The following is a 22,003-nucleotide window of genomic DNA, read 5'->3' on the forward strand; positions in this document are numbered from 1 at the left end:
CGCCGCGTGCCTGTCAAGCGGCGCCATCGAAGGCATAGGCCGTTCTGACCGCGCCCCAATGCCGCCCGCCGACGCGGATCGGCGCGTCCACCTCCATCATCAGCACCATCCGGCCTCCGCCCATGTCGCGCTTGTACGACTGGATCAGGAAGGGGCGCATGTTGCGGGCGGCGGCAAGGCCGGCCCGATCGTCGAAGATACGGCGGTTGCGACAGTGCGCGGCGTTCCAGATCGGATCGTCCGGACGCTGCGGTTGGGAGTAGATGGTGTTGTGAACCGGCAGGTAGCCGTTGCGATCAACGGCGGCGCAGAAGCTCATCCGCCGATCCTCGGCCACCGCCGCCTCCTGGATCGGCGGCAGGACACGATCAAGCTCAGCCAGGGCAGGGTGGTCATGCTGAAGAGGATCGGTGTTGGGAATGGGAGTGTAGGTCGTCTCGAACAACTCCTCCATGCGGAGCCGGCCTTCGCCGATGCAGCGCTCCATGGCCTGACCGACCTCCATGGAGACGCGCAGCGCACGTTCCACGAAGCCGGCATAATTCTCGTCGAGCCGCGAGAGCGTCGCGCCCAGTGCCGCCCGCGTCTGTTCTGATAGCGCCTCGAACGAACAGTGCAGCCCAGCGGTACTGACGCCCCGAACCTGAAGCGCGACGGCACCGATGCCGTCGATGTCGGCTTCGATCCGGGCTCCCGGTTTGACCTCGTGCTCACCGAGCGTGATCAGCACGCCACCTTCCGACAGATCAAAGGTCGTTCCGGCATAGCGCCCTCCGCTTGCGCGAACCTCCGCCTTGAGGCTGGCAGGCCTGCGGCGGTGCGTGCGCCGGTCGCCGGCTTCCGTTTGGCGCAGGAAGAGCGTGAGGCGGCGCTCCAGGTCGTTCGCGCGCCTTGCCGCCTGCTGACCGTTTTCCTCAATGCGGCTCGCGATCGCCGTGGTATTGGCGGCGGACACATCGATCTCGGCCGCCGATTGTGCCACCACATCGACGGCGCGGCCTGCCTGAGCGGCCAGCGTGCCGAGCGTTCCGGTGACGGAGCGTTGAAGATCCACCGATTGCGAAACAGCGGCGAACACCGGCTCGATGGTGTCGATCGCCGAGCCGATGCGCTCCACGGCGTCGACCGAGTTCTTCGTCACGCTGTTGAGCTGCTCGATCTTGCGGCGGATTTCCTCCGTCGCGCGCTGAGTTTCCAGCGACAGGTTCTTCACCTCGCTGGCGACGACGGCGAAGCCGCGGCCGGCTTCACCCGCTCGCGCCGCCTCGATGGTGGCATTGAGCGCCAGGAGGTTGGTCTGCCTCGCGATATTGGCGATGAGACTGACGACCTCGCCGATCTCCACGGTTGACGCGGTGAGGTCACTGACGGATTGCCGGGTGTCCCGGGCCGCATGTGCCGCCCGTTCAGTGAAGACCTTTGCTTCGGCAACACGGCTGTCGATATCGGCGCTTGCTTCGCTCAGCCGCTCGGCAGCCGCGGCGATGTCGCTGCCGGTATTGCCAAGGCCGGCGGCCATCTCACCGAGGCTGCCTGTCTGGCCTTGGATGCCGCGCAGCGCGTCGGTGATCTCCCTGGTTTCCTCTGAAACAGCGCTCATGGCAGCGCCGATGGCGGCAGATGTCGCCTTCAAATCATCTTCAACGAGGTCGAGCGTTTCGCGCACGCCGTCGAGCGCGCTTTGCTCATCGGCCGATGTGACATGGCTGTTCTCCCGGATGGGCGGAACGGCGGCATCTTCCCGAGACGGCATCGGCAGCATGATCGGTCCCCTCCGGATGTGAAGCTTGAGCTTCATCTTGTCCGAAGTGACGATTGCAGGTTGTATTTAACGGCGGGTGAAGGGTTAGCCGAAGCCAAGTTGCTTGAGTGCGGGCCGAAGCTCACGATAACTGCCGATGACAGCATCTGCCCCAAGTTCTGCCGCAGGAACGTCAGTATAGCCGAAATCGACCAGCACGACCGGGATCGCCGCCTCGCGCCCGGCTCGAAGGTCGGTGAGGCTGTCTCCGATCATCACGGCGCGTTTGGCATCTCCGCCGGCACGTTCGATCGTGCCGAGAAGGTGGCGCGGGTCGGGTTTGGACGCGCCGAAGGTGTCGCCGCCGCCGATGGCCGCAAAATGTGGTGAGAGCTCCAACTGGTCGAGCACCATCCTGGCCAGTCGTTCCAGCTTGTTGGTGCAGACCGCAAGCCGCGCGCCTTCGAGGGCGAGTGACTCCAGCACCGGCACCATATCGGGAAAGGGGCGGCTCTCGAAGGCGATGTTGGCGACATAATGGTCCAGAAAGGCCGCCATCAGCTCATCGAAACGCTCGGGAGGAACACAGTGTCCATGTTCCCGCAGTCCCCGCTCGACGAGGGCGCGCACACCGGCGCCGACGAGATGCTTGGCATCGCCCAGCGAAACCGGGGCCAGCCCTTCCATGGCCAGCACCTTGTTGAGCGCCCCGATGAGATCGGGAGCCGTATCCACAAGCGTGCCGTCGAGATCGAAAACCAGTGTGACGTCGCGCATAATGGCTCTAACGAAGGTGTGACAAGAAAGCGGGGTCTGAATTCGGCGCGGACCATAGCCGCCGCGTATGATGCTGTCGATTCGGGGAAGGGAGCCTTGCCATGACGAAATCCCAAAGATGCCTCTCGGCGGTCGCCCTGGCTCTCGTCACCATGGCGACGGCTGGATCCGCCGCGGCCGATGAATATATTTTCAAGGCCGCACCGCAGACCGACATCAACCGCGTCTACCGCGTCAACCGGCTGACCGGCGAAGTAGGAGCCTGCCAATATGCCTTGAAGGACAACAGCGTGGGCGTGACGCTCTGCTACGCCACGGGGGAGGGCGCCGGTCCCCAGAGCGAGCCCGGCGACTACGATCTGGTCGCCTCCAGCCATGAGCGTGAAGGCGGCATCTTTCGCGTCAACCGTCGCACGGGCGAGATGAGCGTCTGCTATGTCCTGCCGCCCGATACCGTCGTTTGCACGCCGTCCTCGCGATAAGGCCGGCAGGCTAGCGAGTTTGCGAGCGGGCGTGCTACACGCGGGTCCCGCCGAAACGCCAATGTAAGGAGCCGCCGTCATGAAACTCAGCGACCAGTCCCTGCTGAAGGAGCAGTGCTACGTCGGTGGCGAATGGCTGGGCGAGCCTGCGGACGAAGTCACCAACCCCGCAACCGGTGAGGTTCTGGCCCGCGTGCCGCGCTTCGGCAGTGAGGAGGCGGCGCTTGCCATCGGCAAGGCGGAGGCGGCCTTCACGTCCTGGGCGGCGAAAACGGCAAAGGAACGCGCCGCGGTGATGCGGCGCTGGTATGAGTTGATGGTACAGCATCGGGAGGATCTAGCCCTCCTGATGACGAGCGAGCAGGGCAAACCGCTGGCTGAGGCCCGTGGCGAGGCGGATTACGCCGCCTCTTTCGTCGAGTTCTACGGAGAGGAAGCCAAGCGCATCAACGGCGAGACCTTGCCGAGCCACCGCGACGACGCCCGTATTCTGGTGCTGCGGCAGCCGGCCGGTGTGGTGGCGGCGATCACGCCTTGGAACTTCCCCATGGCCATGATCACGCGCAAATGTGCGCCGGCGCTGGCGGCCGGTTGCACGGTGGTGGTGAAACCTGCCGGAGAAACGCCGCTGACGGCGCTGGCACTCGGCGTGCTGGCTGAAAAGGCCGGCGTTCCCGCGGGCGTGTTCAACATCGTCACCGGCGATGCCAAGGCCATCGGCGAGGTCTTCACCTCGCACCCGGCGGTGCGGGTGGTGGCCTTCACCGGCTCGACCCCCGTTGGCAAGCTCCTGATGAAGCAGGCGGCCGAAGGCGTGAAGAAGGTCGCGCTGGAACTCGGGGGCAACGCCCCCTTCATCGTCTTCGATGATGCCGATCTGGACGAGGCCGTTGCCGGCGCTATCATCTGCAAGTTCCGCAACATGGGCCAGACCTGTGTCTGCGCCAATCGCATCTATGTCCAGGATGGCATCTACGACAGCTTCATCGAAAAATTCGCCAAGGCCGCCGAGGGCCTGAAGGTCGGAAATGGTGCGGAAGCCAATGTGCAGCAGGGCCCGCTGATCACACCCAAGGCAGTGGACAAGGTCGAGCAGCATATCGCCGATGCCACGGAGAAGGGCGCCCGCGTCATGGTGGGCGGCAAGCGGCATTCGCTCGGCGGCACCTTTTTCCAGCCCACGGTCCTCGCCAACGTCACTCAGGACATGGCCATTGCCCATGAAGAGACCTTCGGGCCCGTGGCCGCGATCTTCCGTTTCCGTACCGAGGACGAGGTGGTGCGCTACGCCAACGACACGGAATTCGGCCTTGCAGCCTATTTCTATTCCCGCGACGTCGGCCGCATCTTCCGGGTTGGCGAAGCGCTGGAATACGGCATCGTCGGCATCAACTCCGGCCTGATTTCAACCGAGCTTGCGCCCTTCGGGGGCATCAAGGAGTCCGGTATGGGGCGCGAGGGCTCGCACCACGGCATCGATGAATTCACCAACATCAAATACATGCTGGTCGGAGGTCTCGGCACGTGACGCAGGACGAAGCAAAGCGGGCCGTCGCGGCCGTTGCGATTGAAGCTGTACGGCCGGGAATGCGCCTCGGTCTCGGGACCGGATCGACGGCAAAGCATTTCGTGGATCTCCTCGGGGAGCTGGTGCGCGACGGCCTTCAGGTCATCTGCGTTCCCACCTCCGAGGCGACACGCGCCCAGGCGCAGAGCCTGAACATTCCGCTCACGACCCTGGACGAGACGCCGGAACTCGATCTGACGGTCGACGGCGCCGATGAACTGGACGCTCATCTCAATCTCATCAAGGGCGGCGGAGCCGCCCTTCTGCGCGAGAAGATCGTCGCCGCCGCCAGCGCCCGGATGATCGTGATCGCCGACGCTTCGAAGAAGGTCGAGACGCTGGGCCGCTTTCCCTTGCCCATCGAGGTGATCCAGTTCGGTCTCGGCGCGACGAAGATCGCTGTCGCCAAAGCCATCGAGGCTGCCGGTTGCACCGGGCCGACGCGCTTGAGGCTTGCCGCTGACGGCCATCCTTTGGTCACGGATTCCGGCCATGTGATCCTTGACGCCGCACTGGAACGGATACCCGATGCGCGCGCCCTTGCCGACAATCTGGCCGCCGTTCCCGGCGTTGTCGAACACGGTCTTTTCATTGGTCTTGCCAGCGAGGCACTGATCGCCGGTCCAACCGGAGTTGAGCGCCTGGCGTCGCCCGCCTGAAGCGGGATGTTCGTTTACCGGAGGAATGATCCCTATGAAGTCCCTTACGTCTTCCCTGTCGGCCATTGCGCTGGCGGCGGCCCTCGTGCTTCCGGCATCGGCCGCATTCGCGCAGGCGCCGACCACGACCCAGGCTCAGGCCGAGATCTCACCCGAACATCTGGCGCTTGCGCGGGCGGTCATCGATTTCACCGGAGCCGGTAATAGCTTCGACAATATCGTTCCGCAGATCCTGGCTGACGCGCAGGCGCTGATCCTGCGCACGCAGCCGGCGCTTCAGAGCGATCTTGCCGCGGTCGTGCCGCAGCTGGAGCAGGAATTCGAAAAGCGCCGTGATGATCTTCTCAACGACATCGCCCGCACCTATGCCGAATCCTTCTCCGAGGATGAGCTGAAGCAGATCGCCGCCTTCTATCAATCCGCCATTGGCCGCAAGCTCACCGAGACGACGCCGAAGGTGCTGGAGCAGAGCTACGTCAAGGCGCGCAACTGGGGTCAGGCTGTATCCTCTGAGGTCATGATCCGGCTGCGTGAGGAGATGGAAAAGCGCGGGCACAATATCTGACCTGAACCCAGACGGTCGCGCTATGGTGCGGCCTTCCATCCGCACCTGCTGTCCCGGAAGATCAAGATGAAAACGGAAGTCGATTTCTTCGTCATCGGCGGAGGATCAGGCGGAGTACGTGCCGCGCGGATCGCCGCGCAACACGGTGCCTCCGTCGCCATCGCTGAGGAATATCGCTTCGGAGGCACCTGCGTGGTGCGGGGCTGCGTGCCGAAAAAGCTGTTCGTCTACGCCAGCCGCTTTCACGACGCCTTCGAAGATGCCAGGGGCTTTGGCTGGAGCGTTGGCGACATCGCGTTCGATTGGAAGGTGTTGAAGCAGGCCAAGGATACGGAGATCCAGCGCCTGACCGAGGTCTATGAGCGCAACATGCACCGTGCCGACGTCGAGGTGCATAAGACGAGGGCGGTCCTAGAGGATGCCAACGCGGTTCGCCTCGCCGATGGGACGGTGATCAAGGCCAGGCATATCCTCATCGCCACCGGCGGGCGACCGCACATGCTGGACATCCCCGGAGGGGAGTTCGCCATCAGTTCCGATGACATCTTCGAGATGGAGGCCCTGCCGGCGCGCATGACCATCATCGGCGGCGGCTACATCGCGGTGGAGTTCGCGGCGCTGCTGCAGCGCCTGGGGGTCAAGGTCACGCTGGTGCACCGCGGCCCCATGCTGCTCGCCGGCTTTGACGAAGATCTGCGCATCGGTGTCATGGCCACCCTGCAGGCCGCTGGCGTGAATCTAAAGATGAACGACACGGTCGAAGAGATTCAGAAATCAGGCCAATCTTTCCTCACGACCTTCGCAACAGGTGATCAGGTCGAGACGGACCTTGTTCTGATGGCAACCGGCCGGCGGCCGAATACATCGCAGCTGGGCTTGGAAAAATTGGGCGTGAAGATGAACGCCAAAGGGGCCATCGAGGTCGACGCGGCCTCGCGCTCGAGCGTCCCCTCCATCTATGCCGTCGGTGATGTGACCGACCGTGCCAATCTCACGCCTGTCGCCATTCGCGAAGGCCATGCCGTGGCCGACAGCCTGTTCGGGGAGATGGCCTGGACCGTTGATCATGACCTGATCGCAACAGCCGTTTTCAGCACGCCGGAGCTTGGAACCGTCGGTATGACGGAGGCTGCGGCCCGCGCCAGGGAAATCGACATCGACGTTTACCGCACGCTGTTCCGTCCCATGAAGCATGTTCTCAGCGGGCGCGATGAGCGGACCATCATGAAGCTCGTCGTCGACAAGAAGACGGATCGCGTGCTGGGCGTCCATATCCTCGGCGAGGATGCGGGCGAGATGATCCAAACGGTGGCGATCGCCGTCACGATGAGGGCGACCAAGGCGGACTTCGACCGCACCATGGCGGTTCATCCGACAGCGGCGGAAGAGCTCGTCACTCTCCGGGAAAAAATGCACGTCCCCAATCCGGGCAGCGTTTAATCGCTACAGGGCTGACGTTCCTGCATGGCTGCCAGCCATCTGTGGGAGTTTCGCGGGCTCCTACCTACATACGCGTGATCTGCAAGCCGGAGAATCGAGCCCGGTTCATTTTAGCACACTGTCAAGCTGACGCTTGGCCCGGTGCATCAGCGGGTTTATAAGGCGCGCGATGCAAACGTGAACGCGTGGAAGGAATATACAATGGCGCAGTTGTGGAGCCCGGACAGCTGGAGGTCGAAGCCGATCGTCCAGGTGCCTTCCTATCCCGATCCCGCAGTCCTGAAGGCTGTGGAGGAGCAACTCGCGACATTTCCGCCGCTCGTTTTTGCAGGTGAGGCCCGCAAGCTGAAGCGCGCGCTGGGCAAGGTCGCCGCCGGCGAGGCCTTCTTGCTGCAGGGGGGCGATTGCGCCGAGAGCTTCGCCGAACATGGCGCTGACAACATCCGCGATTTCTTCCGCGTGTTCCTGCAGATGGCCGTGGTGCTGACCTTCGCAGCCTCGTCACCTGTGGTGAAGGTGGGCCGCGTCGCGGGCCAGTTCGCCAAGCCGCGTTCGGCGGACACCGAGACCGTCGATGGCGTGACGCTGCCGAGTTACCGCGGCGACATCATCAATGACATCGGCTTCACGGCGGAGGCACGCCTTCCGGATCCGCAGCGTCTGCTGCGTGCATACCGGCAGTCCGCGGCGACGCTGAACCTGCTGCGGGCCTTCGCCACTGGTGGTTACGCCAATCTCGACCATGTGCATTCCTGGATGCTGGGCTTCGTCAAGGAAAGCCCCCAGTCCAGCAAGTACCGGGAGCTGGCGGACCGCATCACCGAGACGCTCGACTTCATGCGGGCCTGCGGCGTTGATCCGGAAGGTCATCCGGAACTGCGCACCACCGAGATCTACACCAGCCATGAGGCTCTTCTTCTCAATGTGGAAGAGGCCATGACCCGCGTCGATTCCACCTCGGGCGACTGGTACGCCACATCAGGACACATGCTGTGGATCGGAGACCGCACGCGGCAGCCGGACCACGCGCATGTCGAGTTCTGCCGCGGCGTGAAGAACCCAATCGGTATCAAGTGCGGCCCCTCGCTCGCCATTGACGAGCTAAAGCGCCTCCTTGATCTTCTTGATCCCGACAACGAGCCGGGCCGGATCACACTGATCGCGCGCTTCGGTTCCGACAAGGTGGCCGATCATCTGCCGGCCATGGTGCGGGGCCTGAAGGCTGAAGGTCGCAATGTGGTCTGGTCGTGCGATCCGATGCATGGCAACACCATCAAGGCGACCAGCGGCTACAAGACCCGACCGTTCGAGCGCATCTTGCAGGAGGTTCAGGCCTTCTTCGCCGTGCATCGCGCGGAGGGCACCCATGCCGGCGGCATCCATGTGGAAATGACCGGCAAGAATGTCACCGAATGCACCGGCGGTGCTCGTGCCATCACCGATATGGATCTGTCCGATCGCTACCACACCTATTGCGATCCGCGCCTCAACGCGGAACAGGCGATCGAGCTCGCCTTCATGGTGGCGGAAGAGTTGAAGAAGGAACGGCTGACGCGCGAACGACCGCGGGTTGTTGCGGCCGAGTAAGGAACGACAAAAACGCCCGGCCTGGCCGGGCGTTTCTGCTTCTGGTCTGCTTAGGAGGGCCGGACTTCCTTCTTCAGAGATTCGCGCCTCTCCGGATAGGATTCCGGATGCTCGTACATTTCATGGGTCGCCTTCTCGGTAATCCGATCGTTGGCGCGGTTTCGCGTGCTGTACTGGACAACACCCCAGATCAGCGCCGCGAACAGCACCACAGTGCCCAACCCCCACAGAAGTTCCGGTGACATGGCATCGCTCCCTTTGTTCTGGATGCCGCATTTTCACGCGGCAATCTCTTGTCAGGAAAACAGAGGCCTGCCACCGATGGTTCCTTAGAAACCCTCGAGGACGGTCTTGCCGATCGAACTGCCGCTTTCAATTTTCTGGTGGACCGCCCGCAGGTTGGCCGCGTTGATCCCCTTCACCCGTTCGGTCAGTGTCGTCACCAGAAGGCCAGCATCCACCAGAGACGATACTTCCATCAAAAGACGATGCTGCTCGATCATGTCGGCGGTCTTCTGTACGGGACGCGTGAACATCAGCTCCCACAGGAAGCCGGCGGCTTTGCTCTTGAGCTTGCGCACATCGATGACGTCTTCCGGATCGTCGATCACGCCGATCAGGCCCTGGGGCGCGATGATGTCGATATAGGCGTCGAAATGGACCGCCGTTCCCGTGATGCTGAAGATGTAACGTGGGGCGGTAACACCCAGTGACTTGATCTGCTCGGCCATCGGTTTGCTGTGGTCGATGACATGATGGGCGCCCATCTTCCTGGCAAAGGCGGCGGTCTCGGGGCGTGACGCCGTCGTGATGACGGTCAGGCGTGTCAGACGGCGCGCAAGCTGGGTGGCGATGGAACCGACGCCGCCGGCACCGGCCATGATGAGGATGCTCTCGCCGGACCCGCCGCCCGGAGTGATGCGGAAGCGGTCGAACAGCATCTCCCAGGCTGTGATTGAGACGAGTGGCAAGGCCGCCGCTTCCGCGAAGTCCAGGGTCTTCGGCTTGATGCCGACGATACGCTCATCGACGAGGTGAAGCTCGCTGTTGGTGCCGGGGCGCGAGATATCGCCGGCATAAAACACCTCGTCGCCCGGCGAGAAGAGGGTGACCTCCGGCCCGACGGCCTCCACGACGCCGGCAGCATCGTACCCCAGCACCTTGGGCGCCTCAGGCGTTCCCGGCGCGCGCTTGCGCACTTTGGTGTCGACCGGATTGACGGAGACGGCCTGGACTCGGACGAGAAGATCATGGCCCTCAGGGGCGGCGGGAGCGGGCAGGGTGACATCGCTCAGTGCCTCGGCGTGGGAGATCGGCTGGTTCGATGTCGAGGCTATGGCTTTCATGATTCAATCCCTATGATGCGTGTCGATGCTGCGGCGGCGTCGGATCGATCGTCACAAGATCAGATGTCGGCAGCCGGTTTCAAGAACGCACAGAATCGTCCGCCAGGATACAAACTGTGCCTGTAAGTGAGGTCAGAGCGTGATGAAAAACGTGCCTTACGGCTGTGCTCCGGGCTGCCCGGTCGAACAGACGCTCGCCGTCATGGGCGGCAAATGGAAGGGGGTGATCCTCTATCATCTCCTCGACGGCACGATGCGCTTCAACGAACTCATGCGCCAGATCCCGAGCGTGACACAGCGGATGCTGACCCGGCAATTGCGCGAGCTGGAATCGGCGGGCCTCGTCCGAAGAACCGTCTATCCTGTGGTGCCGCCACGGGTGGAGTATGATCTGACGGATCTCGGGCGTTCGCTGGAGGCGATTGTCCGGGCCATGCGTGATTGGGGCGAGCTTTATCGCCGAAGGCTGGAGGAGGTTCCGGCAGGCATAGCTGCCGAATAATTCGTTTTCCTTCGTCCATCTGGCTTCGACGCCGCTTCGAACTACATCCCCGACATGACATCACCCCACACGCTTCGCATCGCCCTCGCACAATTGAATCCAACCGTCGGCGACGTCGCCGGCAACCTCGACAAGGCGCGGAAAGCCCGCGATGAGGCGGCAAGGCAGCAAGCTGATCTTGTCGTCTTCTCCGAATTGTTCCTCGCCGGCTATCCGCCGGAGGATCTGGTGCGCAAGCCCGCCTTTCTTGATGCTTGCGAGGACGCGATTGTTCAACTCGCCACCGCTACGGGGGACGGCGGTCCCGCCGTCATCATCGGGGCGCCGGTGCGCGAAGGAGACAACGTCTACAACGCCGCGGTCGTGATGGATGCCGGCGAGGTCGTCGCACGCACGTTCAAGGCCGACCTGCCGAACTACGATGTTTTCGACGAGAAGCGCGTATTTGATCCCGGCCCACTGCCTGGCCCGATTTCCTTGCGCGGCGTTCGCTTCGGCATTCCCGTCTGCGAGGACATCTGGAGCCCCGATGTCATCGAGTGTCTCGCTGAGACGGGTGCCGAACTTCTGATCGTGCCCAATGGCTCACCCTACAATCGCGGCAAGGTGGAGCAGCGGCTGAACATCACGGTTGCCCGGGTGGTGGAGAGCGGGCTGCCGCTGGTCTACGTCAACCAGATCTGCGGCCAGGATGAACTGGTTTTCGATGGCGGCTCCTTCGTCCTCAATGCCGACCGAAAATTGGCCGCCCAGATGCCGCAGTTCACGGAAGCGGTTGCGGTGACCGAATGGCGGCGGAACGACGACGGCTGGGCCTGTGTCAGTGGTCCCCAGCATCAGCTTGCCGAGACCGATGAGGCCGACTACAGCGCCTGCATGCTCGGCCTCAAGGACTACGTCAACAAGAACCGTTTCCCGGGAGTGGTGCTGGGACTGTCCGGCGGGATCGATTCCGCGCTCGTCGCCGCCATGGCGGTGGATGCCATCGGCCCGGAGCGGGTGCATGCCATCATGCTGCCTTACCGGTACACATCCGGGGAGAGCCTGGCGGACGCCAAGGCCATCGCCGATCTGCTTGGGCTGCGCTACGACGTTCTGCCTATCGCCAGCGCTGTCGAGGGGCTGGAGGAGAGCCTCCAGCCTCTTTTTGCCAATCTGCCGCGCGACACCACGGAGGAGAACCTTCAGTCGCGAACACGCGGGACGATCCTGATGTCGGTGTCCAACAAGTTCGGGCCGATGCTGGTGACCACCGGAAACAAGTCGGAGATGTCGGTCGGCTATGCCACGCTCTACGGCGACATGAACGGCGGCTTCAATCCCATCAAGGACCTCTACAAGACGGAGGTTTTCCGCCTGTCGGCCCTGCGCAACCGATGGAAGCCTGAAGGGGCCCAAGGCCCCGATGGCGCCGTTATGCCTGATGGCGTCATCACCAAGCCGCCCTCGGCGGAACTGCGCGAGGATCAGACGGATCAGGACAGCCTGCCGCCCTATGAGATCCTCGATGCCATTCTCGAACGCCTGGTCGAGCGCGAGATGCGGGTACGCGACATCGTGGCCGACGGTTATGACGAGGAGGTGGTGCGAAAGGTCGAGCGCCTGCTCTACATCGCCGAATACAAGCGCCGCCAGTCGGCTCCCGGTGTGAAGGTGACACGCAAGAACTTCGGCCGCGATCGCCGTTACCCCATCACCAACGGCTTCCGCGACCGGTGATACATCAATTCTTCAGCCGATAGCCCGTCTTGAAGATCCAGGCGACGGCCGCGATGCACAGGCCGAGGAAGACAAGCGTCATCGTCAGGCTGATGCCGATGCTGACGTCGGCTGTGCCGTAGAAGGCCCAGCGAAACCCGCTGATGAGATAGACGACGGGGTTGAGGAGCGAGATGGTCTGCCACAGCGGCGGCAGCATGGTGATGGAATAGAAGCTGCCGCCGAGGAAGGTGAGGGGCGTGATCACCAGCAGCGGGATCAGCTGCAATTTCTCGAACCCATCAGCCCAGATGCCGATGATGAAGCCGAACAGGCTGAAGGTGACGGCGGTCAGCACCAGGAAAAAGAGCATCCAGAAGGGATGCTGGATCTGAAGGTCCACGAACAGGGCGGCTGTCGCCAGGATGATGAGCCCCAGCATGATCGATTTGGTGGCAGCAGCCCCGACATAGCTGATCGTGATCTCGATGTAGGAAACCGGCGCCGACAGGACCTCATAAATCGTGCCGGTGAACTTCGGAAAGTAGATGCCGAAGGATGCATTGGCGATGCTCTGGGTCAGCAGCGAGAGCATGATGAGCCCGGGCACGATGAAGGCGCCGTAGCTGATGCCGTCGATCTGGGTGATGCGCGAACCGATCGCCGAGCCGAAAACGACGAAATAAAGCGATGTAGTGATGACGGGCGAGATGATGCTCTGCGTCAGGGTGCGAAAGGCGCGGGCCATTTCGAATACATAGATCGCGCGGATGGCGTGGAGGTTCATGCCTGCTCCCTCACGAGGCTGACGAAGATGTCTTCCAGCGAGCTCTGCCGTGTCTGAAGGTCCTTGAAACGGATCCCGCGTTCGCTCAGTCCCTGGAGGAGGGAGGTTATGCCGGTGCGCTCGCTCTGCGTGTCATAGGTATAGGTGATCTCCTCGCCATCCTCCGACAGGGTCAGGCGATATTCGGCAAGCTCTGTCGGAACGACGGTGATCGGGTTCTGGAGTTGGAGCGTGAGCTGCTTCTGGCCGAGCTTGCGCATCAACTCACGCTTTTCCTCCACAAGGATGATCTCGCCCTTGCGAATGACGCCGACCCGATCCGCCATCTCTTCGGCTTCTTCGATGTAATGCGTGGTGAGAATGACGGTGACGCCGCCTTCGCGCAGCCGGCGCACCAGCTCCCACATGTCGCGCCGCAATTCGACATCGACACCGGCGGTCGGTTCATCAAGGAACAGGATGCGTGGTTCGTGCGACAGCGCCTTGGCGATCATGACGCGCCGCTTCATGCCGCCGGACAGAGTCATGATCTTCGCATCGCGCTTCTCCCACAGCGAGAGATCACGCAGGACCTGCTCGATATGAGCGGGGTTGGCGGAATGACCGAAGAGCCCACGGCTGAAGCTGACGGTTGCCCAGACGGTTTCGAACGCGTCCGTGGTGAGTTCCTGCGGGACGAGACCAATCTTGGACCGGGCGGCGCGGTAGTCGGTGATGATGTCGTGACCGTCGGCTGTAACCGTGCCGGTCGATGCCTTGACGATGCCGCAGATGATGCTGATGAGCGTCGTCTTTCCGGCCCCGTTCGGGCCGAGCAAGGCGAAAATCTCGCCATGCCCGATATCCAGATTGACGTTTTTTAGGGCTTGGAAGCCGGACTCATAGGTCTTCGACAGGTCGCGGATCGAAATGGCCGGTTGCATGGGATGACGCCGAGGGAGGGGTGAAGGTCTCCGCTAGATAGGAGGTTTATCGCCCAGGCGCATCCCCGGGGCGACGAAAAATCCTCTTTCGGTACTCAAAAGAAAAAAGCGCCCGGACGATGTCCGGGCGCCGATTTGCACTTTTGCTGTCGGCTAACCGTAGACGAGCCGTGGCAGCCAGAGCGACAGTTCCGGGAAGACGATCACCAGCACCATCAGGATGGCGATGAGGATCGTGAACGGCGTCGTGCCGCGGATCACCTCCAGCAGCGGCGCCTTGCTGATGGAGGAGAGCACGAAGAGGTTCATGCCTACCGGTGGCGTCAGCAGCGCGAGTTCCATGTTGATGGTTACGATGATGCCGAAATGGATCGGATCGACGTTGAACACCGGCAACAGAGGAATGATGACCGGCATGGCGATCAGCAGGACAGCGAACACCTCAAGAAATGTTCCCAGCACGAACAGCAGCAGGCTGATCACGATCAGGAACTGCCAGCGCGTCATACCCCATTCCTGAGCTGCTTCGATCAGGGCGGGGGCAAGCCCGCTTTCTGTGACCCAATGGCCGAACACCAGGGCGCAGACCACGATGATCATGATCGCGGCGGCGTGCCGGGTTCCATCGGCCAGCAGCGGCACGATCTCCGAGACCTTGGTCGTCCGGTAGATGAAGACGCTGACAAGCACTGCGGCGATGGCCGAAAGGGCTGCCGCCTCCGTCACCGTGGCGATGCCGCCATAGATGCCGCCGAGAACGATCAGCGGGATCAGATAGGCCGGAACCGCCCGCAGGTTGATCGCCCAGAATTCTTCGCGGTTCTGCACCTTGAAGGTGGGATATCCGCGCTTCCGCGCCTGATAGATCACCCAGCCGCCGATCATCGCCGATTGCAGCAGGCCGGGAATGACCCCTCCGAGGAACAGGCGTGGCACCGATTCATCGGCCAAAAGCCCATAGACCACCATGGCAAGGCTCGGCGGGATCAGGATGCCCACGGTGCCCGCCGCACCGATCAGTCCGGTGGAAAGAGATCGATCATAGCCGTTGCGCAGCATGGTCGGCAGCAGGATCGCACCCATGGCGAGTGCGGTTGCCACGCTCGAGCCGCTCATGGACGCGAACATGGTGCAGGCCAGCACGCAGACCAGGCCGAGACTGCCCCGGATCGAGCCGACCCAGGTGGTGATGGCATCGATCAGGGCACGGGCGATGCCACCGCGCTCCATGAAAGTGGCCGCGATGACGAAGAAGGGGATCGCCACCAGCGTCTGCGAGTTGAGTTCGTCCGCCAGCTTCTGGGCGACCGTGATCATCGGTGTGCCCGTCAGCCACAGCAGCAGCACGGCTGTGGCGCCGAGGACGAGATAGATCGGCGCGCCGATGACCAGCAGGCTGCCGAAAGTTGCGATGCCTAGGCCTCCCATCGTTTCACCTCGTCCTCATCAATGGTTTCGGCGCTCGCCGGTGCAAGCCGCCCGGTGATCAGACCGATGGTCGTGGTTAGATGGGCGGCGCACATCAGCACGGCGGCCACCGGTAGGGCGGAATAGTAGATCCACAGCGGGAACCGCACATGGCTCGCCGACAAATCGTTGTAGGTATAGGCCTCCTGAGCCACCTGGAAGCCGTACCAGACGAGAAATGCCGCAAAGGCGAAGCCCAGCAGGTTGGCGGCGATGTCGCAGATCCGCTGCCACGGCGGCGACATGAAACCGACCACAAGGTCAGCACGCACATGCGACCTGGTGCGAGTGACGCCGCCGCAGGCGATCAGAACCGCCCAGACCACCATGTAAACGGTGACCTCCTCGGAGAATGCCGGCGCCATGGCCGGCACGAACAGGCGCATCAGCACCGTGACGGTCACCAGCAGGAGAGCGCCTCCGATAAGGACGCCGGAGATGCCCTTTTCAACCAGGTCGAGCACATGCCCGACCCCTGATCGCGGCGGCCTTTCGGCCGCCGCGTCATGGGTGAGCTCAGTTGCCTGATTCATGCTTGGCAAACTCCTCGCGCGCCATCTTTACGAGATCAGGATCGATCTTCATGGTGTCGATCAAGGCCTGCTCATGCTTGAGCAGTTCCTGCCGGAAGGCTTTGAGGTCGTCATCCGAGGCCGTGATGACCTCGATGCCGTTCTCGATGTTGCCGTTGCGGGTTTTGACCTGCGACGCGCGGGCATCCTCGCGGGCCTGACCAATGACCTCTGCCCAAGCCTCCACGAGCGCCTTCTGAACGTCCGCGTCCTGCTTGTCCCAGAAGCGCTTGGAGACCATCGGCACGTATTGGCTGAACCACTGGCGGTCCTCGAAGGCGTATTTGATGCCGGAATCCCACATCTTGGCGACATTGATGGATTCATGTGTGCTGACGAGTCCATCGACCACCTTGGTCTGCAGCGCCAGCGCAGCATCGGCCCAGGGGATCGCATTGGGCGTTGCGCCCATGATCTCCACCCGCCGCGCATTGGCGGTGCCGCCCGGGATACGGAACTTGAGGCCTTTCAGGTCCTCGATCTTCTCGGCCTTCCTGCCGACCATGAAGTAATGGTTGAAGCCCAGGCTCATCCACGGGCCAAGGACCTTCACGCCAATGGTATCCTCGGCGTTCTTGTTGATGGCCTGGCCAACCGGGCCGTCCGTCACGTCAAGGATCAGATCTTCGGGCATGCCGTAGAAAGTCGGCAGCGAGGTGATGGCGAAGTTGGGATCGGTGCCGTCGAGCTGCCAGGTGCCCGGAACGCCCATTTCGACGGCGCCCTGGCGGAGCGCCCGCGGAATATCGCGGTCCTTGTACAGCTGGGAGCTGGGATAGATCTCGAATTCCAGCTTGTCGCCGATGCGCTTTTTCACGGCTTCGACGTATTTGTCGATGGTGATGTTCTTGACGTGGTTGGGATTGGTTTCGAGCGATATGCGGAACTTCTCAGCCCGCGCATCACTCGCCGAAAACACCGAAACACCCACGGCGGCGAGGGCCAGGAACCCCGTGAGAATGCCCCTGCGTTTTGTGGTGGTAAGTGCGGCAGGCAAGCAAGTTGCTGATCGCATACGTTCTCTCCCTTCCTTGATTTTGCCCGGCCGGATGCGGCGGGCTTTTGATCGAGCGGGAGGATTGCGTGCCCCTGTCTTCAAGTCAATGTTAGACTGTAGACAACTTGACTCGATGTCTCGGCACCGCCCGCAACGTCCTGAAACGCCCGTGATGAAATCGTTCGGATGACGTGGAAAGATATGCTACCGGCACCTTATTATGGCTCCATCACCTGTCGTCCGCTTCGCGCCTTCACCCACCGGGCTCATTCATCTCGGCAATGTCCGTACAGCCTTGCTCAATTGGTGCCTTGCCAAGAAAGCAGGAGGGCGCTTCATCCTGCGCTTTGACGATACCGATGGCGAGCGCTCGCGGGATGAATATGCCGAAGCCATCGCGGCCGATCTTCGATGGCTCGGGATGATACCCGATGAGACGGTGCGCCAGTCGGATCGCGGCCTGATGTATGGCGCGGCTGCGGCGGTCCTGAAGACGGCAGGACGTCTCTATCCGGCCTATGAGACCGAAGAGGAGCTCGACAGGAAGCGGCGCCTCGCGCGCGCGTCGGGCCGCCCGCCGATCTACGACCGCGCGGCGTTGAAGCTGTCTGAGGAGGAAAGAGCGCGGCTGGAGGCAGAGGGCCGCAGGCCTCACTGGAGGTTTCTGCTCAATCACAAGCCGGTGGTTTGGGACGATCTGGTGCGTGGAAACCATTCCATCGACGCGGCGAGCCTGTCCGACCCCGTTCTGGTGCGCGAGGACGGAACGCCGCTCTACACCTTCACCAGCGTTGTGGATGATGCCGATCTGGGGATAACTCACATCATCCGTGGCGAAGATCATGTGACCAACACCGCGGTCCAGATCCAGCTTTTCGAAGCACTCGGCGCCGATGCGCCCGCCTTCGCCCACCATAATCTTCTGATTGCCGCCTCAGGCGCAGGGCTGTCCAAGCGGGAGGGCTCGCTCTCCATTGCCAGCCTTCGCGGCGCGGGGATTGAACCACAGGCGCTTGCGGCCTACGCGACACTGGTCGGTTCGGCGGAAGCCGTGCGGCCGGTCAGGGATCTCGCTGAACTTGCCGAGCTGGTGGATCTTGCTCGTTTGTCCCGCGCGCCCTCGCATGTGGATGAGGCCGAGCTTGCCGCGCTCAATGCCAAGGTCGTCCACGGGCTCTCCTATGATGATGTGGCGCAGCGCCTTCATGGGCTCGGCATTGGTGGTGGTGCGGCCTTCTGGGAGACCGTGCGGCCCAACCTGTCCCGAGTCGATGAAGCGGCCGAATGGTGGCGGATCGCCACGGGAGATCTTGAGCCTGTGGCTGTCGAGGGCACGGATGCCGATGTCATAATCGCTGCGCGCCACAGCCTCCCGGGTGGCGTTTGGGACGATACGACATGGAAATTCTGGACCCGCGCCGTCGCGGAAGCGACCGGCCTGAAGGGGCGCGCCTTGTTCCATCCCCTGCGCAAAGCCCTGACGGGCCGTGATGCAGGACCGGACATGAGCGCCTTTCTGCCCTTCATCGGCCGCGAGCGGGCGCAGGTTCGTCTCGGCCGGAGCGAAACCTGACGCCGGTTTACGGCTGAGATTGCTGAGGCTGATCGGGCTTCTTCGGGGCCGACATCTCCCGGGCCCGATCCTCGTCGATGACGATATCACCCTCACGGATGGTCGGATCCTGTCCGTTCGAAAGAGCCTGCGCCCAGGTCTGGCCCGCCGGCTTGCACGAACAGTCCTTCACGAACTCCTTCTGGTAGCGGAAGGCGTTTTCGAGGTTGGTGTAGGACTCGGCGTTCATGTTGGCGGCCTGGTGCATGTCGCCGCCCGGATTGGGATAGGTGAAGAGATCGGCCTGGGTTCCGGGGCAGGTCTGCTGGCAGATGGCCGCATCACGCGCGAAGTTGGACGGCGTGGTGGAATAGCTGATGGGATAGAAGAAGCCATCGCACATCCTCACGCAGACCGTACGGAAGCTGTCGTTGTTTGGGCGCGAGTCGTCGCTGTAGGGGACAGTGGGCTCGATGATCTCTTCCTGAGCGCCGCCTCCAAACAGAAGGCCGAATATGCCGCCGCGCCTCGGCTGTTGAGGCGCATTGGCGTACTGCGGGCCGCACTGGTTCTGACCGAGCGCCGCGAGGATCTGGTTGCGGCGCACGTCCCGGTTCGGATCGCCCGCCCGGGCGCGTTGCGCCTGGACCATCAGCTGATCCAGGTTGTTGCGCTGCTGGTCGATGCGCGCATCGATACCCCGGCATTCGGGAGAGGGCGCGGGGCCGAACAGAAAGGTGCGGCCGCACCCAAGGCTGCGGCTGTAGGCTATGGTACGGTCGAGCTCATAGCGCTGGCGAGCGACGTTTTCTTCCGCCCGGCGGATCTGCTGTGGCGACACGCTGTTCTGGTCGAGCGACGCGAGCTGCCGTTCAAGCTGAACGCAGGTCTGGGATGCCTGAGCCGCCGCGGCACCGGCTGAAAACAGCATGATGCCGATGCCGATCGCAAAAGAACGCATATTGTACCGCATGAACCGCCGTTGATGATCTGCCGCACCATAAGAGTGCGTCTCTTGCCCGGCAATTCCGGCTGAACTGTGAAGCGCTCTTTTTGAGACCGCTTCACAGCTTTGTCATGCGCGCCCGGAAACGCTCTGGTCCAACTTCGCCAGAAGGTTTTTGAGGAGGGCGCGTTCGCTCTCGTCGAGGCTGTTCCAGATCTTGCGGGAGAAGGCGCGGCATTCCGGCGCGATCTGGGTGACCAGCGACTGACCCACCTCCGTCAACGAAAGAAGTGATTCGCGCAGATCGTTTCGATTGGGCCTGCGCGCAATCAAGCGGCGCCGCTCAAGGTCGGCGACGGCACGGCTGACCTTGGTCTTATGCATATCGGTGACTTCACCGATGGTTTTCGCCGTCGTCACGCCCAGTTCGGAAAGAAGCGAAAGAATTCGCCACTCCGCCAGCCCGATATCATGAGATTTCAGGCACTGGCGTTCCGCTTCGCGCACCACGCGCATGGCGACAAGACCAAATCTGTCAGGGAAGTATTCGGCCAATGGCAATTCAAAAGCGCCATTGTCATTCGTAGGAAAGGACGCACGCACCATCGGTGCGGCGGCAGACCGCTCACGATAAACCATCATTCACTTGCCCCCAAGTGCTATGTGCTTTCGCAGACATTCTTAACGGAAAGTAACCTGCGAAATCTGTATTTGAGTGATTAAAGGATCATTAGGCGTCTTGCAACTATCGGAAAATTTTAGCGTTTCTTATCGCTAAAATTAATGGTGAATATGCAACCGAAGCTTGTGCCTGCAGGGTGCTTGACGGCGCCGCCGTCACCAAGCATTCTCCCGCGATGGCAAAGCTGATCCACATAAGGGCGATCTTCATTTGCGGCTAGCGACAACGCTGGCCGTGGCCGTATTTTCCTGACAATTCAGAAAAACGCGACAGCCCCGGCCGCATGGCAGGCGACGGGAAAAGATGACGTTGAAGCTTTTTAATACGTTGACCAAGAGCAAGGATGGCTTCATCCCGCTCGATGCTCACAACGTGCGGATGTATGTCTGCGGGCCGACGGTCTATGACCGGGCCCATATCGGCAACGCGAGGCCAGTCATTGTTTTTGATATACTCTATAGACTGCTTCGTCACATCTACGGTGAGAGCCATGTTTTCTATGTCCGTAACATTACGGATGTTGATGACAAGATAAACGCTCGCGCGGCGGAAAGAAACATTTCGATCCGTGAGTTGACGGAAGAGACCGCGGCCGTGTTCCGGCAGGATGTTGCCGATCTCGGCTGCCTCTCGCCCACGGTCGAGCCGCGCGCGACCGAACATATCGATGAAATGAAGGCCATCATCGAGCGTCTGATTGCGCGGGGCTTTGCCTATGTGGCCGAAGATCACGTCCTCTTCTCGGTCAAGGCGATGGAAGGCAGGAAGAGCGGTCTGTCCTATGGCGCGCTCGCGCGCCGCTCGATCGATGAGATGCTGGCTGGCGCCCGTGTCGATGTCGCGCCTTATAAGCGCGATCCCATGGATTTCGTCCTTTGGAAGCCCTCGCCGGAAGGGACGCCGGCATGGGAAAGCCCCGCCGGTATCACCAGGCCGGGCCGGCCTGGCTGGCACATCGAATGTTCGGCCATGGCCTGGAAGCACCTGATCGATGCCTTCGCGGGCCGGCTCCGCTGCGATGATGCGCAGATCAATACCTTCGACATCCACGGCGGCGGCATCGATCTCGTCTTCCCCCATCATGAAAACGAAATAGCCCAATCCTGCTGCGCCTTCGGCATGGAACGCATGGCGAGCGTATGGATGCACAACGGCTTCCTGCAGGTGGAGGGCGAGAAGATGTCCAAGTCCTTGGGCAACTTCATCACCATCGGCGAGCTTCTGGCCGACTGGCCGGGCGACGTGATCCGCCTCGCCATGCTGCAGACCCATTACCGCCAGCCGATCAACTGGACGTTGAAGGGGTTGGAAGAGGCGGAGAGGACTTTGAGCGCATGGTTTGAGGCCGCTTCGGATACCGCCGAGCCGCGCCCGGCTCCAGAAGTGATCGCTGCGCTTTCCGATGATCTGAACACGCCACGAGCCATCGCCGAGATTCATGGGCTTCGTGGCCGGGAGGAGGGAACCGCCTTGGCTGGCACCCTGGCGTTCCTGGGCTTTCGTCCCGATCTGCTGGCCCGGTGGCAGGAAGCGCGATCATCGCACGCTCTGTCGCTGCCGGTTGAAGAGATCGAACGTCTGGTGAGCGCGCGTCTGGCCGCCCGAAAGAGCAGGAACTTCGCCGAAGCGGACCGCATCCGCGACGAACTGGCGGCACAGGGCGTCCTTCTCAAGGATGGTCCCGAGGGGACCAGCTGGGAGCCGGCGCGATGA

The 22,003-nt window shown here is 62.3% G+C and carries 21 protein-coding genes; 10 read left to right on the top strand and 11 right to left on the bottom strand.

Going from position 1 to position 22,003, the window contains the following annotated elements; translation table 11 throughout:
- Positions 1-13 precede the first annotated feature (13 nt).
- Positions 14-1,762 carry a methyl-accepting chemotaxis protein gene (locus IEV58_RS06830; RefSeq protein ID WP_229729220.1) on the bottom strand — a complete coding sequence of 583 codons (1,749 nt, stop codon included), beginning with the start codon at positions 1,760-1,762 and terminating at the stop codon, positions 14-16.
- Between the two features lie 84 nt (positions 1,763-1,846).
- Positions 1,847-2,518, bottom strand: a complete 672-nt coding sequence (locus IEV58_RS06835; protein ID WP_188408905.1) for an HAD-IA family hydrolase — start codon at positions 2,516-2,518, stop codon at positions 1,847-1,849.
- A 101-nt stretch (positions 2,519-2,619) separates the two neighbouring features.
- On the opposite strand from IEV58_RS06835, the gene IEV58_RS06840 reads away from it, so the two are divergent.
- The 6 genes from IEV58_RS06840 to IEV58_RS06865 all read left to right on the top strand — a co-directional run bounded on the left by IEV58_RS06840 (position 2,620) and on the right by IEV58_RS06865 (position 8,818).
- Complete coding sequence (locus IEV58_RS06840; protein ID WP_188408906.1) at positions 2,620-3,000, top strand: hypothetical protein; 381 nt, start codon at positions 2,620-2,622, stop codon at positions 2,998-3,000.
- 79 nt (positions 3,001-3,079) lie between these two features.
- The gene (locus tag IEV58_RS06845; protein WP_188408907.1) at positions 3,080-4,528 is read left to right on the top strand and encodes an NAD-dependent succinate-semialdehyde dehydrogenase; all 1,449 of its coding nucleotides are present in this window, start codon (positions 3,080-3,082) and stop codon (positions 4,526-4,528) included.
- Entirely contained in the window at positions 4,525-5,226 is a 702-nt protein-coding gene (gene rpiA, locus IEV58_RS06850) for a ribose-5-phosphate isomerase RpiA (RefSeq protein ID WP_188408908.1), read from the top strand. The genes IEV58_RS06845 and rpiA overlap by 4 nt, the downstream gene beginning before the upstream one ends.
- A 34-nt stretch (positions 5,227-5,260) precedes the next feature.
- Positions 5,261-5,791 carry a DUF2059 domain-containing protein gene (locus IEV58_RS06855; RefSeq protein WP_188408909.1) on the top strand — a complete coding sequence of 177 codons (531 nt, stop codon included), beginning with the start codon at positions 5,261-5,263 and terminating at the stop codon, positions 5,789-5,791.
- A gap of 66 nt (positions 5,792-5,857) precedes the next feature.
- Positions 5,858-7,231, top strand: a complete 1,374-nt coding sequence (gene gorA / locus IEV58_RS06860) for a glutathione-disulfide reductase (RefSeq protein ID WP_188408910.1) — start codon at positions 5,858-5,860, stop codon at positions 7,229-7,231.
- 201 nt (positions 7,232-7,432) lie between these two features.
- The gene (locus IEV58_RS06865; RefSeq protein ID WP_188408911.1) at positions 7,433-8,818 is read left to right on the top strand and encodes a class II 3-deoxy-7-phosphoheptulonate synthase; all 1,386 of its coding nucleotides are present in this window, start codon (positions 7,433-7,435) and stop codon (positions 8,816-8,818) included.
- A gap of 50 nt (positions 8,819-8,868) precedes the next feature.
- On the opposite strand, the gene IEV58_RS06870 is transcribed toward IEV58_RS06865, so the two are convergent.
- Complete coding sequence (locus IEV58_RS06870; protein WP_188408912.1) at positions 8,869-9,063, bottom strand: hypothetical protein; 195 nt, start codon at positions 9,061-9,063, stop codon at positions 8,869-8,871.
- An 84-nt stretch (positions 9,064-9,147) separates the two neighbouring features.
- Positions 9,148-10,164 (bottom strand): zinc-binding alcohol dehydrogenase family protein, encoded by a 1,017-nt coding sequence (locus tag IEV58_RS06875; RefSeq protein ID WP_188408913.1) that lies wholly within the window; start codon positions 10,162-10,164, stop codon positions 9,148-9,150.
- A gap of 142 nt (positions 10,165-10,306) precedes the next feature.
- Between IEV58_RS06875 and IEV58_RS06880 the strand changes: the two genes are divergently transcribed.
- Together IEV58_RS06880 and IEV58_RS06885 are read left to right on the top strand one after the other, a co-directional pair.
- On the top strand, positions 10,307-10,666 hold the full coding sequence (locus tag IEV58_RS06880; protein WP_188408914.1) for a winged helix-turn-helix transcriptional regulator: 360 nt from the start codon (positions 10,307-10,309) through the stop codon (positions 10,664-10,666).
- Positions 10,667-10,720: 54 nt separating this feature from the next.
- The gene (locus IEV58_RS06885) at positions 10,721-12,385 is read left to right on the top strand and encodes an NAD+ synthase (protein ID WP_188408915.1); all 1,665 of its coding nucleotides are present in this window, start codon (positions 10,721-10,723) and stop codon (positions 12,383-12,385) included.
- A 4-nt stretch (positions 12,386-12,389) separates the two neighbouring features.
- Here the strand turns inward: IEV58_RS06885 and IEV58_RS06890 are convergent, their stop codons facing one another.
- From IEV58_RS06890 to dctP, 5 genes are all read right to left on the bottom strand, one after another.
- Positions 12,390-13,151, bottom strand: coding sequence for an ABC transporter permease (locus IEV58_RS06890; RefSeq protein WP_188408916.1), 762 nt, complete (start codon positions 13,149-13,151; stop codon positions 12,390-12,392).
- Positions 13,148-14,074, bottom strand: a complete 927-nt coding sequence (locus IEV58_RS06895; protein ID WP_188408917.1) for an ABC transporter ATP-binding protein — start codon at positions 14,072-14,074, stop codon at positions 13,148-13,150. Before IEV58_RS06895 ends, IEV58_RS06890 begins: the two co-directional genes overlap by 4 nt.
- Before the next feature lie 153 nt (positions 14,075-14,227).
- The gene (locus IEV58_RS06900; RefSeq protein WP_188408918.1) at positions 14,228-15,502 is read right to left on the bottom strand and encodes a TRAP transporter large permease; all 1,275 of its coding nucleotides are present in this window, start codon (positions 15,500-15,502) and stop codon (positions 14,228-14,230) included.
- Positions 15,490-16,074 carry a TRAP transporter small permease gene (locus IEV58_RS06905; RefSeq protein WP_188408919.1) on the bottom strand — a complete coding sequence of 195 codons (585 nt, stop codon included), beginning with the start codon at positions 16,072-16,074 and terminating at the stop codon, positions 15,490-15,492. Before IEV58_RS06905 ends, IEV58_RS06900 begins: the two co-directional genes overlap by 13 nt.
- Positions 16,058-17,128: a TRAP transporter substrate-binding protein DctP gene (gene dctP, locus IEV58_RS06910; protein WP_229729221.1), complete on the bottom strand. Its 1,071-nt coding sequence runs from the start codon at positions 17,126-17,128 to the stop codon at positions 16,058-16,060. The genes IEV58_RS06905 and dctP overlap by 17 nt, the downstream gene beginning before the upstream one ends.
- Before the next feature lie 202 nt (positions 17,129-17,330).
- On the opposite strand from dctP, the gene gltX reads away from it, so the two are divergent.
- The gene (gene gltX / locus IEV58_RS06915; RefSeq protein ID WP_188408921.1) at positions 17,331-18,683 is read left to right on the top strand and encodes a glutamate--tRNA ligase; all 1,353 of its coding nucleotides are present in this window, start codon (positions 17,331-17,333) and stop codon (positions 18,681-18,683) included.
- A gap of 7 nt (positions 18,684-18,690) precedes the next feature.
- Here the strand turns inward: gltX and IEV58_RS06920 are convergent, their stop codons facing one another.
- On the bottom strand, positions 18,691-19,623 hold the full coding sequence (locus tag IEV58_RS06920) for a DUF2865 domain-containing protein (RefSeq protein ID WP_188408922.1): 933 nt from the start codon (positions 19,621-19,623) through the stop codon (positions 18,691-18,693).
- 114 nt (positions 19,624-19,737) lie between these two features.
- The gene (locus IEV58_RS06925; RefSeq protein ID WP_188408923.1) at positions 19,738-20,124 is read right to left on the bottom strand and encodes a MarR family winged helix-turn-helix transcriptional regulator; all 387 of its coding nucleotides are present in this window, start codon (positions 20,122-20,124) and stop codon (positions 19,738-19,740) included.
- Between the two features lie 469 nt (positions 20,125-20,593).
- On the opposite strand from IEV58_RS06925, the gene cysS reads away from it, so the two are divergent.
- A complete protein-coding gene (gene cysS / locus IEV58_RS06930) occupies positions 20,594-22,003 on the top strand; it encodes a cysteine--tRNA ligase (protein ID WP_188408924.1) in 1,410 nt (469 codons plus the stop codon).

The organism is Agaricicola taiwanensis, from assembly GCF_014635245.1.
Lineage (GTDB): Bacteria > Pseudomonadota > Alphaproteobacteria > Rhizobiales > Methylopilaceae > Agaricicola > Agaricicola taiwanensis.

What these genes read in the sequence shown, in the direction of transcription:
- IEV58_RS06830 (WP_229729220.1), bottom strand. Translation starts at nt 1,762, where the DNA reads ATGCTGCCGATGCCGTCTCGGGAAGATGCCGCCGTTCCGCCCATCCGG.
- IEV58_RS06835 (WP_188408905.1), bottom strand. Translation starts at nt 2,518, where the DNA reads ATGCGCGACGTCACACTGGTTTTCGATCTCGACGGCACGCTTGTGGAT.
- IEV58_RS06840 (WP_188408906.1), top strand. Translation starts at nt 2,620, where the DNA reads ATGACGAAATCCCAAAGATGCCTCTCGGCGGTCGCCCTGGCTCTCGTC.
- IEV58_RS06845 (WP_188408907.1), top strand. Translation starts at nt 3,080, where the DNA reads ATGAAACTCAGCGACCAGTCCCTGCTGAAGGAGCAGTGCTACGTCGGT.
- IEV58_RS06855 (WP_188408909.1), top strand. Translation starts at nt 5,261, where the DNA reads ATGAAGTCCCTTACGTCTTCCCTGTCGGCCATTGCGCTGGCGGCGGCC.
- gorA (WP_188408910.1), top strand. Translation starts at nt 5,858, where the DNA reads ATGAAAACGGAAGTCGATTTCTTCGTCATCGGCGGAGGATCAGGCGGA.
- IEV58_RS06865 (WP_188408911.1), top strand. Translation starts at nt 7,433, where the DNA reads ATGGCGCAGTTGTGGAGCCCGGACAGCTGGAGGTCGAAGCCGATCGTC.
- IEV58_RS06870 (WP_188408912.1), bottom strand. Translation starts at nt 9,063, where the DNA reads ATGTCACCGGAACTTCTGTGGGGGTTGGGCACTGTGGTGCTGTTCGCG.
- IEV58_RS06875 (WP_188408913.1), bottom strand. Translation starts at nt 10,164, where the DNA reads ATGAAAGCCATAGCCTCGACATCGAACCAGCCGATCTCCCACGCCGAG.
- IEV58_RS06880 (WP_188408914.1), top strand. Translation starts at nt 10,307, where the DNA reads ATGAAAAACGTGCCTTACGGCTGTGCTCCGGGCTGCCCGGTCGAACAG.
- IEV58_RS06885 (WP_188408915.1), top strand. Translation starts at nt 10,721, where the DNA reads ATGACATCACCCCACACGCTTCGCATCGCCCTCGCACAATTGAATCCA.
- IEV58_RS06890 (WP_188408916.1), bottom strand. Translation starts at nt 13,151, where the DNA reads ATGAACCTCCACGCCATCCGCGCGATCTATGTATTCGAAATGGCCCGC.
- IEV58_RS06895 (WP_188408917.1), bottom strand. Translation starts at nt 14,074, where the DNA reads ATGCAACCGGCCATTTCGATCCGCGACCTGTCGAAGACCTATGAGTCC.
- IEV58_RS06900 (WP_188408918.1), bottom strand. Translation starts at nt 15,502, where the DNA reads ATGGGAGGCCTAGGCATCGCAACTTTCGGCAGCCTGCTGGTCATCGGC.
- IEV58_RS06905 (WP_188408919.1), bottom strand. Translation starts at nt 16,074, where the DNA reads ATGAATCAGGCAACTGAGCTCACCCATGACGCGGCGGCCGAAAGGCCG.
- dctP (WP_229729221.1), bottom strand. Translation starts at nt 17,128, where the DNA reads ATGCGATCAGCAACTTGCTTGCCTGCCGCACTTACCACCACAAAACGC.
- gltX (WP_188408921.1), top strand. Translation starts at nt 17,331, where the DNA reads ATGGCTCCATCACCTGTCGTCCGCTTCGCGCCTTCACCCACCGGGCTC.
- IEV58_RS06920 (WP_188408922.1), bottom strand. Translation starts at nt 19,623, where the DNA reads ATGCGTTCTTTTGCGATCGGCATCGGCATCATGCTGTTTTCAGCCGGT.
- IEV58_RS06925 (WP_188408923.1), bottom strand. Translation starts at nt 20,124, where the DNA reads ATGCGCGTGGTGCGCGAAGCGGAACGCCAGTGCCTGAAATCTCATGAT.
- cysS (WP_188408924.1), top strand. Translation starts at nt 20,594, where the DNA reads ATGACGTTGAAGCTTTTTAATACGTTGACCAAGAGCAAGGATGGCTTC.